Source organism: Rhodohalobacter barkolensis (assembly GCF_002834295.1).
Lineage (GTDB): Bacteria > Bacteroidota > Rhodothermia > Balneolales > Balneolaceae > Rhodohalobacter > Rhodohalobacter barkolensis.
In genome coordinates this window covers 26,263-40,492 of sequence record NZ_PISP01000003.1, presented here as the reverse complement: position 1 = coordinate 40,492, position 14,230 = coordinate 26,263, and the positions used below count along the sequence as shown (strand labels likewise).

The window sequence follows — 14,230 nt, the reverse complement described above, 5'->3', positions numbered from 1 at the left end:
CCTCTTTATTCAAACGAAATGGGAGTGAAAATATTCACTGAGCCATTATCTTTTACTGTGAAGCTTTCCAGACATTATTTGATGAATTAACATCAGGGAAATGATTTTGAGGGTCAATTTCAACTCTTGTGATCTCAGAATCTGATTCAATCGTAATTTCTTTCGTTCTGTAGCCATCAAGCCAATGGTCCACGTCTATTCGTTCTTGAAGTACATCTCCATTCGAAAGCGTAATTTCAAGCAAAACCGGCATGGGTACATCTCCTTTGTCTTCAATGGTAATGGTATGTTGATTACCTGAAGATGTAACGTTTGCTACAGATTGATCAAGAGTCCACGTTTCGTAGTACCATGCTCGCCAGAACCACGACAAGTCTCTTCCGGATACATCTTCAAACGTTCTGAATATGTCCCAAGGGTAGGGGTGCTTGTATTTCCATCTTTCAATTAACTCGTGATGAGCTTCTAAAAACAGCTCGTTACCCAAAACTCCCCGAAGAGCAGCTAAAACGGATGCCGGCTTAGGATAGGATGCTACGCCATATGCAGGTCCGGGATAGTGGAAATCAGACCATCGCATCATTTCACCTTCAAGATCGGAGCCTGCAATCTGCAGATATCCACCAAAGATGTCATTGTTATCGAATCTGTCTCCGTAAAAATCTTTATTTGCTTCGTTTGTATGGAAGGTAGTATAACCTTCATCAATCCATGTATAGCGCCGTTCATTCGTGCTAAGAATCATAGGGAACCACATGTGCGCCAATTCATGAGCAGTAACACCATAGAGCGGAACAGCACCTGCATTATTATAATCTCCGATGATAGTCATCATAGGAAACTCCATACCTCCTCCGATAATATCAGCTCCCTCAACGGAAGTCATATGCGGCCAGGGATATGGAACCGTGGTGTAATCAGACAGGAACTGAATAGAGTGTTGTGCATAAGTGGCCTGCTCTTTCCAAAGAGGTGCTTCTTCTCTAAAAAACGTATTTATTCTGGAGTAATCTGTTTGTCCATCATCGTCAAGATCTCCAACATCTGTTCGGGTAGCGTCCCAGCGAGATTCCAGTGTAGCACTAAAGGCAACATCTCTGATCTGTTTGGACGAAAACTCCCAGGTGAGCATGTCCTCATCTGTTTGAATTGTGGCATCAGACAGCTCATCAAAATCTGCAATAATTATGGGTTCATCGCTATTACCGGCTTGATTGTATCGCTCAAGTGTCCTTTGCGATAGGGTTTCTTCGGGATTCAAAAACTCACCTGTTCCCATTACCAGCCACTCTTTCGGCATGGTTACTGATAGTTCATAGTTGGCAAAGCCATGATAGAACTCCGCATTTCCAACAAACGGATCTTCCATCCAGCCATAGACATCATCATAAACGGCAATTTGCGGATACCAGTAAGCTATGAAATATAGATTATCCCGGCTTCTCCCCATTCTGCCGGAAGCGCCTTCCTGAGGTATTTCAAATGACCATTCAAACTCAAAATTCATGGATTGACCTGATTCCAATACACCATCAGGAAAGATGTAAAGACGTGTTCCTTCTAAAATGTAACCGGATGCGTTTTGAGTCCACCTCTGGAACATGGAAATTGGCTCAAAGTCCTGCCCATTTACATGAACCCTGGATAAATCACTTCCACCGGTGATTTCAGTCATTTCTTTTTTTGGAGTACCCTCTTTATGAAGGTTTTGTGCTAATTCTACAACAATTACTTCAAGATCATCAGGTGAGTTATTGATGTACTCTACACTGGACTCTCCATAAAGTGTATGCGATTCGGGATCGATTTCAGCCGAGAGATCGTAGGTAGCGTAATTTTGCCAATAATTCTCACCGGGTTGGCCACTACTGGTTCGAGTACCGTTTTCTACTGCTTGCAGATAAGCATCCGGAACTTCAATTGGGTACGGGATAGGCCTTTCTGCTTCCGATACCGTTATTTTGGATGATTCTGAAGTGTCTTCAGATGGGGATTGAACTTGTTCGGAAGTTGCACAGGAAAGGCTGAAGATAAAAAGTGCAGAAAACAGTGCACTAAAAAGAGATTTCTTGATCATGTTAATACTGCTTAAGAGTTGCAATGATGGTAAAAGGTATACTTTTGAATCTTATGAATCAGAAAGGATTCCCGCTTTAGCCAAGCTGGCCTTCAGTTCATTATATTCAATGGGTTTGATTAAATAGTCAGCGTAATCGGTCTGTTTTGCACGTTCTTGATGGACTTTATCGGAGTTACCCGTAATATAGATAACCGGTACTGAAGAGAATTTTCGGATTTCGAGCATTGCTTCTATACCGTCCATTTCTCCTTCCAGTGAAATATCCATGAGTATAAGGTCGGGATTCACTTCCTTTGCTACTTCAATGGCTGTTTTTCCATAAACCAATTCTCCTTCCGTTTCAAAGCCAAGTTTGTCCATATAATTTTCATAGAGGAGGCTTAAGATGAGATCATCCTCAACGATTAGAACCTTTTTCTTATCAGACATGCGCAGATACGTTTATTGAGATTATCCAAAGATTGTAAGCTAATATAAAATTCTTTTATACAGAAAAAAGGTAAAGAATTTTATTAATAAGTTATTGAGAGAAAAGAGACTAATTAAGCTTATTCCATCTTTTATAAGCGATTTGTTAATATGCCGCCTGTAAGCCATAATTGAACTTGCCTGTACTGCACATTAAAGTACCCCTGATTTCTCTGAAGCAAATAGTTGTCGAATGGGAAAAACTCGTTTTTCAAATTAGGTCTCTGAAATGTAAAGTTATACTGGGGGTCGTTTCTATCGTAGGAATAGGACCATTGCATGGTGTTCAGGTATCGGTCTACATACCAGGGTGGGCCAAATAGTACGTATATCATTCCCATATCTGTTTTCCAGCCCTCTTTGAACGTGGTGAACTGTTTATTGGCTTGTTCTACCCGGTCGTAGTAAAGATTAATGACAGACCGGGCCTGATTCATATTTCTGACATTAGAGAGCCAGAAACGATCAACGGCTTCTTTTAAAGAATCCGGATCTTGAATTTCCATCATTCGTTCATGGTCTCGCCGATCCATCAGATAGATTAGCGGCTCTGCAAGCTCACGGGCAGACATTACAGAAGGATAATTTTCACCTACAACCGAAAAGTCGCGCCCGCGATACAGTGTCTCGCCATCAATATCTGTGGTTTCAACTTCAAAACGATAGGTACCTCGCTCAAGAAGTGGATATTTAAATTCTATGAGTACGCTGCCGGGCTGATCCAGCCTTCTAACGTTGGAATCAATTTCCTCAGCACGCCGCATGTCTACACCAATATATGGAAGCGATGAAGGACTGTAGTTGTTGAAATTCATAGGCCGGGCATACGATGTGTCGGCAGGATATTTGAGCAAACGGGCATCAATGGTTAAAGGATCGTCCAAATCATTATTTGTAACCTGAAACTCAAATTTCAAACTGTCAATCTTGGCAGGGATGGTATACGTGGTTATTGGAGAAAATTGCTCTTGAACTAGTTCCAGATTTTTACCGGACAATCTGATGGTTGTAAGGTTGATTTCAGGATCCTCTGGATTGGGTATAGTTGCTTCGCTTTCTTGGCTCGAAGCTCTTCCTGAGGATTGATCCAATACTGTAATATTAACTTCAAATGTGCCGGGTACTACTTCGATGATCTCTTCATTGGTAAAGACTTCCTGACTGATATATGTCCCTTCAAAATCTGATTCAATTTCAAAATCACGCCGAACTGTTTTTGTGAAATCGCCATCTAATTGAAGTATCCGGATTTCGAGAGTGATATTTGCCAGACGTTTATCATCTTCTGTGCTGTAGATCAAACTGCCCAGAACTACATCTGTGGTAACATTGATTAAGGGTTGATCCTGTTCACTTAAAAAACCTATGGAAGAACTTCTTAACTCCGGGTAACCATCTTGAAATTGAAATAATGAACCTCTCTCCACATCGGGATTTGATGAACGAACACATCCTGACAGCATAATCCCCAAAAATAGTAGTAGTCCCGTAAGTAATTTTTTAAGATGCGTATTCATAGACTTATATTTTTCTTTTTAACCCGACGAATTCTTGAATCGTTCTTAACTTTCACGTTAATAACATCAAAATGGGTTTATAATTGCTTACATTAAGCAACGTTTTAATATCTATATAAAAAATCATTCTTAAACAACCACATATTTATGCTAAGCGGTGCGCGCAGAACGAAGATTGTATGCACGTTAGGTCCCAGCAGTAATACCAAAGAGGATATCGAAAGACTCTACAGGGCTGGGATGAATGTTGTACGAATTAACTTTTCTCATGGAACTCACGAAGGACACAAACAGACCATTGGCTATGTTAGAGAAGTTGCCGAAAAGGTAGGTTACGCTATTCCTGTTTTAATGGATCTGCAGGGTCCGAAAATAAGGGTAGGTCAAATGAAGGATGGCGCTCAGGTTATCAAAACCGGCGACATGGTCAGGCTAACTTCCGAAGAAGTGGTAGGAACATCAGATTTGGTGCCTATAGATTATCCGAACCTGGCGGATGACTCTCAGGTAGGGAATCAAATTTTGATAGATGACGGACTGCTTGAGTTGCGAATTGTGAAAAAGGGGAGTGATGGTATATTAGCCAAAGTGGTTGTCGGTGGTGTGCTTAAATCTCGAAAGGGTGTTAACCTTCCGGATGTTGATATTTCGATGTCTTCGTTGACTGAAAAAGATAAAAAGGATCTTGAATTTGGCTTGAAAGTAGGAGTGGATTATGTCGCGATGTCCTTTGTGCGATCTGCACGGGATATTCAGGATGTCATTTCAAGAATCAGAGCTGCGGGCAGTAATGCTGCTATCATTGCCAAAATTGAAAAGCCTGAAGCGGTCAATGTAATTGATGACATCATTGAAGAGACAGATGGCATTATGGTAGCTCGCGGAGATCTGGGAATTGAAATACCCAGTGAGCAGGTTCCGCTGGTTCAAAAGAAAATTATTGAGAAGTGCAGGGTTGCCGGTAAGCCGGTCATTACAGCCACTCAGATGTTGGACTCCATGATTAACAACCCTCGAGCAACACGAGCCGAAAGTTCGGATGTTGCAAATGCCGTTCTGGATGGGACGGATGCGGTTATGCTTTCAGGAGAGACAGCTGCAGGTAAATACCCTGTAGAGGCGGTTAAAACCATGGATAAAATCATCAAGTCTGTTGAAGGAAATGCGGCAGGTTTGTATTACAGCCTTAAATACAGAAAACCGGATTGGAAAGAGAAGCAGATTATTGAATCGCTAGCCTATTCATGTGTAATGATAGCGGATAATATTGAAGCGAAAGCGATCAGTACAATTACACATTCCGGGAATACCGCCAGACGCATCGCTAAATTCAGGCCCCGTGTACCGATTGTAGCGTTTACGGAAAGCCTCATTGTTCGCCGACAGCTTAACCTTGTTTGGGGCGTGCAATCTGTTCGCTTAAATGAGATTTTTGACACGGATATCAGTGTAAAACTGATGGAGGATTACCTCAGGGAAAATGGTTTTGTAAACAGCGGTGATCGGGTGATTATCGCTACCGGCATGCCTGTAGCTAAAAAAGGCCGTACTAATATGATTAAGGTTAGTACTATCGATAAGGAGTAGATACGCAAAGAGGAATGGCAACGTTACGTAAATTGTGAAAAAGCATCTATATATCGTTCTGTTTGCCTTCCTGCTAACCGGCTGTGTTTCACCGTTAAAGCAGAGCTGGAACAACTTTACTGCATACTACAATACATTTTATAATGCTAAACAATCGTTTAGTGAAGGAGTAGAACTTAATAAGAGGCAACAACCGGAAATTGATCCTTCCCGGCCCATTCGAATCCATCCCTCTCCAACCGATGCCGGTCACCCGGAGTTTGAGCGCGCAATCGAAAAAGGTGCTTCTATTCTTCGTGATCATTCTCAATCGAGTTACGTAAACCGTGCAGTCTCGTTAATTGGGCAATCGTACTTTTATAGGCAGGAGTACTTTTCAGCACTTGAAAAGTTTCAGGAATTAAGTCAATTGTCTGATGGCGAAGAACTTCAAAAGGCGATTTTATGGCAAGCCCGAACCTATCTGGAGCTCGAGCTCTATGGTGAAGGAGTTCGTTTTATAAATCAGGAACTGGACTTTATTGATGAATGGAATCCGGCGATATTGGCCGAGCTAAGATCGGTTAAGGCTCAGTTACACGCCTCGAACGGTGAATGGGGTGAAGCTTCAGAAGCACTTCATAGTTCTGTTGGTAGTCTGGATGGGAATCGTCTGAAAGCCAGAGCATATTTTTTACATGGGCAGGTTTTGGAGCGAATGGGTAACAACTTTCAGGCTTTAGCTGCATATCGACTGTCGTCAGAGATCATTTCAGAATACGATATCGAATTTAATTCGAAGCGAAAATTGGCTGAAATGTATCGTAAAACCGGAGATTTTGATTCTGCCCTTCAACAATTCAGAAGTTTGGAGAGGGACGATAAATTTATCGACTATCATGTTGAGTTACGGTATGAACTCGCCAGAACATATCAGGAAATTGGAGAGGCGCAGGCATCTGTAAATCGATATAAGCGAGTTCTACATGATCGATTCGATCCACCCTCGAATCGTATAAAAGCTAAATCTTACTATGGTTTGGCAGAGATTTATCGCGATCAATACAACGACTTTCAGATGGCGGCTGCTTATTTTGATTCGGCCAACTCTCAATCGGTAGACCTCACCGAGATGTATGAAGATGTTGATGCCGAAAATATTGCAAGGGCTTTTGGCGAATATGCCTCATTAAAACAGGAAATCAGTAGAATTGACAGTCTTCTGCATCTGGCATCACTTGATCCGGCTGAGTTGGATTCTGTTTTGAAACGGGTTGAGGAACAGCAACTCGCTCAAACCGAAGCAGATCAACAGGCAAACATGGTTGTGTCGGCTAATGAAAGTGAACAGCTGGCAGACGTAACAGAATCCGTAGAATTTGGATTTTTGAATAGCAATGATCCCACGCGGCAGGCTCAGGCCAGCATGCGCTTTAGGTCAATTTGGGGGGATCGGCCTTTAACGGATAACTGGCGTCGCGAAAGTGCCATGATTGTTTCTATAGCTGATGAAGTTGATGAACAGACAAACCAAGCCCAAGAGGCTGTGGCGGCAAATAATAACGGTGCGGCGGGATTATCATCAGAAATAGGTGTAGATATTTCTGAAATTCCTTTTTCGCCCCAAGAGGAACTGATTGTGCAGCAAAACCGGGAAGGTTTAACTTATCGTCTTGGGAATTTATTTTTTCTGTCACTAAATATGCCGGACAGTGCTCGCGTCTATTTTTCAGATGTAATTGAATCTGAACACAACCCTGATTTAACCCCCAGAGCGATCTATTCTATGATTGAATTGGAAATAGAAGAGGGAAACCGGGACCGGGTTCAGGAGTACTCAGATTTACTGTTTCAAAAGTATCCCGAGAGTACTTTCTCAAAAAGACTGGCCGACAGATTGGGAATTGGTCAATTGGATGAAAATCGGGATTCGTTAAATACGACTGAAGTTTTATACTCTTCACTAAGTCGAAATATTGCAGACACTTCATATGCCGAGAAAGCCAAACAGCTTAAAGAGCTCGCAGATGAAACACCGGATGAGGAGAAAAAAGTTATCATTCTGTTTGAAGCTGCTGAAAACTATTTGAAGGCTGCCCGGGAAGAGTCTGAAAATGGTAACGTGGAATTTGATTACGAAAGTGAATATTGGGAAGAAGCCGGGGAATTACTTCTTCAAATTGAAGAATTAGCTCCTCAAAGCGAACGGGCAAAAATGGCGGGTTTGCTGTTGGAAGAAATTCGGAAAACTGAAGAGGCTGCAGCTTACGAACAGGGTGAAGAAGGTGTTGTAATCGAACGATTTCCTGAAGATCGCTATCCTTCAGATCCTGCAGGTGAATTGCCCGTATGCAGAGATGTTGGAGTACAGCTAAATCTTGCAGGCGGTGAGGCACGGATAATAGATGAGATGAGCTGGAATAAAGAAGTGAGAGATAGTCTGCCGGATACGATCTCCTATCGGTTTGCCATCAATCCTGATGGATCCATCGAAGAGTTCAATTTACTGACAGAAGGTGTATCACCTGAAGCCGAGGGTGATTTAAACCGTGCAATTCAGAATCTTGTATTCGATCCGGTTGGCGGTGATCACTCCATTCGCTGTAAAGTTAATTTCCCGATTCGTTAAAAATCAAATTAACTCTGTAAATCCGGAGACTTTGTTCTGATCTGATAGATATGTTCCAGATCATGTGTTAACAGATAATCAGCAATTTCTCGGTTTATCTGTTTTACAACAGATGGACCTTCATAGACTAAAGATGTGTAAATTTGGATCAGATCAGCCCCGGCTTTTATTTTTTCAATAGCATCTTTGCCTGAACTGATTCCGCCAACTCCAATAATAGTTTTCTCTCCTTTGGTTTGGCGGTAAATCTTTCTGATGATTTCAGTACTTTTTTTACGAATTGCTTTTCCGCTTAAACCGCCTCTTCCGATGGAATTGATTTCATCAGACGAAGTTCTCAGGTTCTCCCTCAAAGACGAGGTATTCGTTGCCACATAGCCGCTAATAGCGTGATTTTCACTTACCGATATCAGTTCAGAGAGTTGAGCATCGTCTAAATCGACTGAAAACTTAATCAATACCGGAGGAAGGCTGGAATCTTTATTGAGCTCCAGTGTTTGTAGCAAGGATTCGAGCACTTCAGGATCTTCAAATGTTTTTCCCTCAGCAGTATTCGGGCAGGATATATTCAGGGTGATGTAATCAGCGATCTCCTTTACAAGCTCAAAGCTGGTATAGTAGTCCTCAAGTGCTTTTTCCCCATAAATATCCGGATTGTGTGTCTTGGCGATATTGACTCCGACAGGGATGTTTAAATCAAGATTTTTTAACCGTTTTGAAATCGTTTGAGCACCATCGTTGTTTAATCCCAATCGGTTGATTAGTGAGGAATCTTCTGGTAGACGAAAACTTCTTGGTTTTGGATTTCCCGTTGAGGGTAAGGCGGTAACACTGCCTATTTCCAGAAAACCGAACCCCAGCTTTTCCATGATGGGAGCCATGGTGCAGTTTTTGTCAAATCCTGCTGCCAAACCTACCGGATTCTTAAAATTTAAACCCCAGATATTTTGGTTTAATGATGGATTGGAATATGAATAGAGGGTTTTTGCAGCACGAAGAAACATCCCCCTTTTGCTATAATTAGTGGCTGTCTTCACTGCAAGTTCGTGGGCATAATCTGCAGGAAGCTTAAATAGTAAAGGCCTGACTAAAAATTTATACATACATCAAATTAATGAATATTGGGATGCCTAAGGTAAACAGAGATTAAGAGGATTGAAACAGGTATTAAAATGCCAGAAAAACTTTTTATACTTGTTGAATGGAAAAAAGGACTTCGGATATTATCGACAAAATTGCGGACTACTACCGGGACGAGAAGTATATTTTGCTGGAGTCTCAGATGCCGGATCATCCGTCATCTGAAGTAAGTTATATAGCCATAAGGCCGAAAAGCGAGATTTTTGGTTATGGAAGCGTGATTACGAAAAGAAGCGGAGATACAGAGCAGGCAATCGATGATAATCCATGGCAAGCGATCCGTACCTATCATGATGAAAGTGAAGGAACTGTTTTTGGGTATTTTGGATACGAATTGAAAAATTATATTGAATCGCTTGAATCAAAAAACATAAGCTTGCTCGAAGTCCCGGATTTCTATTTTATGGAGCCGGAAATTTTGATTCAGGTGAAGGGCGGTGAGGCAAGCTTGGTCCGGGGAGAAGCCGACCTGAAACGTTTGCAGGACCATGAGCCTGCAAGACCAACCGGTTCAATAAGTGAGATTAAACTTCTTGAGAGAAAGAGTACATACATCCGGAAAGTGAGGAAAATTCAGCAAAAGATTCGGGAAGGCGATTTTTATGAATTGAACTATTCCTATCCTATGGAGGCCTCAATTACAGGTAATCCATTTTGGTTATATCAAAAAAGCCGGGAGATCAATCCGGTGCCATTCGGGGCTTATATTCAGGCAGGGGATTTTCAGGTTTGCTGCGCTTCACCGGAGCGCTTTTTAAAAAAATCGGGAAGCAAAATCATCAGTGAGCCTATTAAAGGGACAGCACCACGTTCTGATGACCCGGCCACGGATCAGCAATACAAAGAGGAGTTGTTAAACGAAAAGAATAAAGCAGAAAATCTGATGATTGTGGACCTGGTTCGGCACGACCTCTCCATGATTGCTGAAACGGGTTCTGTCCGGGTTTTAAAGCTCTTTGATATTCAGACGTTTGGAACGGTTCATCAGCTCATATCCTCAGTTGAAGCACGGACTTTGGATTATGTGCACCCTGTGGATGTGATCAAGGCTTGCTTTCCGATGGGTTCGATGACCGGCGCTCCAAAAATTGAAGTGATGAAAACCATCGAAGATTTGGAAATCTATCGCAGGGGGATTTACTCAGGGGCTATCGGTTATATCACTCCTGATGGAGATTTTGATTTCAATGTTGTCATTCGTTCAGCCATGATAAAAAAGGGGAAGCTGATCTACCCCGTTGGAGGGGCAATAACAGGAGATTCTGATCCGGAAGCTGAGTGGGAAGAGACCCATATTAAAGCCCGTACAATGTCGCAGATTGCAAAAAAATAATTAGCTGATGTTGAAATTGTTTAATGCTCAATTGAGTTATAGAACACTGTAGAGTTAAGAAACGGAATTATTCTTTTTCTGATAAACAATTCATCAAATAAAATTATTAGGCATGAAGACACTCGGCGAACTTAAGAAGAGCGGTTATAAACCTGTTTCTGTAAAAGATGAATTGAGAAAGAATATGATTCTCAAAATGAAGAGTGGAGAAGAGCTCTTCCCGGGGATTTTGGGATATGACAAAACGGTTCTTCCTCAGCTGCAAAATGCGATTTTGGCTCGCCATGATATTATTTTACTTGGACTGAGAGGGCAGGCAAAAACCAGGATTCTTCGCCTTTTGGTAAATTTTCTGGATGAAAAGGTTCCGGTGATTGAAGGTTCAGAAGTGAATGATGACCCGCTGAATCCAATCTCGAAATACGGGAAAGAGATGGTGGCAAAGCATGGAGATGATACTCCGATTTCCTGGCTTGCACGGGAACAGCGATATGGTGAAAAACTGGCCACACCCGATACAACCGTTGCCGACCTGATTGGTGATCTGGACCCGATTAAAGCGGCTTCCAAAAAACTGACCCTAGCCGATGAAGAGGTGATCAATTTTGGACTGATACCGAGAACCAACCGCGGAATTTTTGTAATTAATGAGCTGCCGGATCTGCAGCCCCGAATCCAGGTGGCACTGCTCAATATCATGCAGGAACGGGATATTCAGATCCGGGGATTTAATGTCAGGATTCCCCTGGATGTGTCGCTCGCGTTTTCTGCCAATCCGGAAGATTATACAAACCGCGGAAATATCATTACACCGTTGAAAGACCGAATTGATTCACAAATTATCACGCACTATCCGAAAGAGCTGAAGATTGCTTCAGAGATCACGCGACAGGAATCGTGGAGCCGGCGCAACGGTGAGGTTGAGGTGGAAATTCCCGAATTGTACCGAAATGTTCTTGAATATGTGGCATTCGAAGCGCGCGACAGTGAATATATTGATCAGAAAAGTGGCGTTTCTACCCGGATGACCATTACAGCCATGGAACAAGTGGTTTCTGCTGCGGAGCGAAGAGCGATAAGCAATGGAGAATCGAAAGCCAAACTTCGTGTGACTGATCTCTACTACATGATTCCGGCATTGACCGGGAAGCTTGAGCTTGTTTATGAGGGAGAGCAGGAGGGAGCCGTCAATGTGGCAAAGCATCTGTTAGGAAAAGCAATCCGAAGAGCATTTCTGGATGTTTTTGAAGATCCATCGGGTAAACAGAGCGAGAAGCAGATTAACCCTTACAAAGAGATCCTGGATTGGTTTGCTGATGGCAATGAACTAAGCATCCCTGATCTGATGAGTGAAAAGTCTTATCAAGAGGTACTTAAATCTGTTGACGGACTTAAAAAATTGGTAACAGAAAAGAATTCGTTGCCTGAAGAAGATCTCTATGCGGTGATGGATTTGATCATCGAAGCACTTCATCAATTCTCAAAACTTGGAAAGGAAGATGTGGATGACCACCGTTCCTACTCCGATATGCTGGGAAGCATGCTTGGCGGCATGGGAGATTTTGATGAAGATGATTTTGACCTCTGATTAAAAAATCAAACAGCTTATAATAACCCTTGAAAGCTGAATTTGGGGAGTGATATACTGTAGTTTTATCCTTCCGGAGAATCTAATCTGAAGATTTAATACCTTTCCGTCCTTTTTAACTTAGAATTATATTCTTTAAATTGACTTATATCAAAGAATATAATTCTAATTATGTCTGTAAAGTTGGATGATATTGACAGGCAGATCATAGATCTGCTGCAAGAGAACGGCCGGATGCCCAATAATGAACTGGCAAAACGGGTCGGCCTGACTACCACTCCAACCTTGGAGCGTGTAAAACGTCTTGAGAGAGAGGGCGTAATTAAAGGATATACGGCCTGGATTGATAAGAGCTCAATTGATAGGGGCCTGACTGTGTTTTGTAATATCAAACTTTCTGTTCATCAGCTTGGAAAGATGGAGGAGTTTTCGAAGCACATTCATGGTGTACCCGAAATTCTGGCTTGTTACAATACCACAGGAGAATATGATTATCTGCTGCATGTAGTGGTGAAAGACACAAATGAGTATGAGCGATTCCTCCGGACAAAACTGACTCAAATTCCCGGAGTAGAGAGAATTTATACCGGCATTGTTCTGTCGGTGATTAAAGAACAATCTAAAATAACGGTGATGGAAAATGGAGACTCTGTATAAACAGAAAGCGACGATGGAAACAATTTGTGCACAAGCGGATCATCCCGATAAAGATCCGTACGGTTCGCACGCAATGCCTCTTTATCAAACTTCAACCTTCACTTTTAAAAACGTTGAAGCCGGCAAGCGATTTTTTGCACACGAAGAGGGTGGAGCAACCCACAGCTATTCGAGATTGGGAAATCCTACTGTGGAGAAAGCAGAAAAAGTTATAGCGCAGCTGGAAGGAATCGATCTGGATGAGAAAACGGAAGGAATGATGTTCGGCTCCGGAATGGCAGCCATTACAACCGGACTGATGGCGATTGCCGGAGGGAAACGAATTCTGGCTCAGGAAGCGCTATACGGATGCACGTCTCAGTTTTTACAGGAAGAGGCCGGACGGTATAATATGGCGGTAACCAACCTTGATCCGAATAATCTGGATCAATTGATGGATGCATTTCAGGAACACGATGATATCGCGCTGGTCTACCTGGAAAGCATCGCCAACCCAACTATGAGAGTTTGTGACCTGGAGATTATTACTCAGATTGCCCATCAGAACGGTGCAATGGTCATGGTGGATAACACCTTTGCGACACCGTACCATATTCGACCTCTGAACTGGGGTGTGGATTTGGTGGCACATTCAACAACGAAATATCTTAATGGTCATGGAACCGTTGTAGGCGGGGCACTGGTTGCCAAAGAGGGGTTTTTTGCTGAAACGGATATGCATATCTACCGGAAGAATTTCGGGGGTATATCCGGACCGTTTGATGCCTGGCTGACGCTGATGGGTTTGAAAACTTTTCCACTGCGAATGAAGCAGCACAACAGAAACGGGTTGAAAGTTGCCGAGTTTTTGAATAATCATCCAAAAGTGAATCAAATATGGCATGCCGGTCTGGAGAATCATCCCGACAAGGAGATTATTGATAAGCTGATGATCAACGGCTATGGCGGAATGATCGCCTTTGAATTGAAAGGCGGTCTGGATGCCGGCGTTGAGCTGATGAACGGTGTGAAGTTATGCTCTCTGGCTGTGAGCCTTGGAACGGTGGATTCACTTATTCAACACCCGGCTTCGATGACACACTCTGTTGTTGATCCGAAGATTCGTGAGGAAGCAGGAATTACCGATGGTTTGGTACGCCTGAGTGTCGGGATCGAGTCAGCCGACGATATTATTGCGGATTTGGAGCAGGCTTTGGGGTGAGAGTTATTAATCCAAATTTTAAAACCCTCCAAGAGTTTGGAACTCTTGGAG

Annotated in this window: 10 protein-coding genes; 6 read left to right on the top strand and 4 right to left on the bottom strand. The window is 42.6% G+C overall.

Translation table 11 applies throughout. The features are described 5' to 3' along the window. Positions 1–52 precede the first annotated feature (52 nt). From CWD77_RS10175 to CWD77_RS10165, 3 genes are all read right to left on the bottom strand, one after another. On the bottom strand, positions 53–2,077 hold the full coding sequence (locus tag CWD77_RS10175; RefSeq protein WP_133120216.1) for a M1 family metallopeptidase: 2,025 nt from the start codon (positions 2,075–2,077) through the stop codon (positions 53–55). Between the two features lie 51 nt (positions 2,078–2,128). Then, entirely contained in the window at positions 2,129–2,509 is a 381-nt protein-coding gene (locus tag CWD77_RS10170) for a response regulator (RefSeq protein ID WP_101073471.1), read from the bottom strand. 131 nt (positions 2,510–2,640) lie between these two features. Further along, positions 2,641–4,065 carry a GWxTD domain-containing protein gene (locus CWD77_RS10165; protein ID WP_101073470.1) on the bottom strand — a complete coding sequence of 475 codons (1,425 nt, stop codon included), beginning with the start codon at positions 4,063–4,065 and terminating at the stop codon, positions 2,641–2,643. A gap of 147 nt (positions 4,066–4,212) precedes the next feature. On the opposite strand from CWD77_RS10165, the gene pyk reads away from it, so the two are divergent. Together pyk and porW are read left to right on the top strand one after the other, a co-directional pair. Beyond that, positions 4,213–5,652: a pyruvate kinase gene (gene pyk, locus CWD77_RS10160; RefSeq protein ID WP_101073469.1), complete on the top strand. Its 1,440-nt coding sequence runs from the start codon at positions 4,213–4,215 to the stop codon at positions 5,650–5,652. 34 nt (positions 5,653–5,686) lie between these two features. Beyond that, positions 5,687–8,260 (top strand): type IX secretion system periplasmic lipoprotein PorW/SprE, encoded by a 2,574-nt coding sequence (gene porW / locus CWD77_RS10155; protein ID WP_101073468.1) that lies wholly within the window; start codon positions 5,687–5,689, stop codon positions 8,258–8,260. 8 nt (positions 8,261–8,268) lie between these two features. Here porW and CWD77_RS10150 read toward each other — a convergent pair whose 3' ends face one another. Then, positions 8,269–9,363: a quinone-dependent dihydroorotate dehydrogenase gene (locus CWD77_RS10150; protein WP_101073467.1), complete on the bottom strand. Its 1,095-nt coding sequence runs from the start codon at positions 9,361–9,363 to the stop codon at positions 8,269–8,271. A gap of 98 nt (positions 9,364–9,461) precedes the next feature. Here CWD77_RS10150 and CWD77_RS10145 point away from each other — a divergent pair, with 98 nt between their 5' ends. The 4 genes from CWD77_RS10145 to CWD77_RS10130 all read left to right on the top strand — a co-directional run bounded on the left by CWD77_RS10145 (position 9,462) and on the right by CWD77_RS10130 (position 14,179). Next, positions 9,462–10,733: an anthranilate synthase component I family protein gene (locus CWD77_RS10145; protein ID WP_101073466.1), complete on the top strand. Its 1,272-nt coding sequence runs from the start codon at positions 9,462–9,464 to the stop codon at positions 10,731–10,733. Positions 10,734–10,845: 112 nt separating this feature from the next. After that, positions 10,846–12,321, top strand: coding sequence for an AAA family ATPase (locus CWD77_RS10140; protein WP_206017999.1), 1,476 nt, complete (start codon positions 10,846–10,848; stop codon positions 12,319–12,321). A 171-nt stretch (positions 12,322–12,492) separates the two neighbouring features. After that, complete coding sequence (locus CWD77_RS10135) at positions 12,493–12,978, top strand: Lrp/AsnC family transcriptional regulator (protein ID WP_101073464.1); 486 nt, start codon at positions 12,493–12,495, stop codon at positions 12,976–12,978. Continuing rightward, entirely contained in the window at positions 12,962–14,179 is a 1,218-nt protein-coding gene (locus CWD77_RS10130; RefSeq protein ID WP_240596765.1) for a trans-sulfuration enzyme family protein, read from the top strand. The genes CWD77_RS10135 and CWD77_RS10130 overlap by 17 nt, the downstream gene beginning before the upstream one ends. Positions 14,180–14,230 lie beyond the last annotated feature (51 nt).

What these genes read in the sequence shown, in the direction of transcription:
- CWD77_RS10175 (WP_133120216.1), bottom strand. Translation starts at nt 2,077, where the DNA reads ATGATCAAGAAATCTCTTTTTAGTGCACTGTTTTCTGCACTTTTTATC.
- CWD77_RS10170 (WP_101073471.1), bottom strand. Translation starts at nt 2,509, where the DNA reads ATGTCTGATAAGAAAAAGGTTCTAATCGTTGAGGATGATCTCATCTTA.
- CWD77_RS10165 (WP_101073470.1), bottom strand. Translation starts at nt 4,065, where the DNA reads ATGAATACGCATCTTAAAAAATTACTTACGGGACTACTACTATTTTTG.
- pyk (WP_101073469.1), top strand. Translation starts at nt 4,213, where the DNA reads ATGCTAAGCGGTGCGCGCAGAACGAAGATTGTATGCACGTTAGGTCCC.
- CWD77_RS10150 (WP_101073467.1), bottom strand. Translation starts at nt 9,363, where the DNA reads ATGTATAAATTTTTAGTCAGGCCTTTACTATTTAAGCTTCCTGCAGAT.
- CWD77_RS10145 (WP_101073466.1), top strand. Translation starts at nt 9,462, where the DNA reads ATGGAAAAAAGGACTTCGGATATTATCGACAAAATTGCGGACTACTAC.
- CWD77_RS10140 (WP_206017999.1), top strand. Translation starts at nt 10,846, where the DNA reads ATGAAGACACTCGGCGAACTTAAGAAGAGCGGTTATAAACCTGTTTCT.
- CWD77_RS10135 (WP_101073464.1), top strand. Translation starts at nt 12,493, where the DNA reads ATGTCTGTAAAGTTGGATGATATTGACAGGCAGATCATAGATCTGCTG.
- CWD77_RS10130 (WP_240596765.1), top strand. Translation starts at nt 12,962, where the DNA reads ATGGAGACTCTGTATAAACAGAAAGCGACGATGGAAACAATTTGTGCA.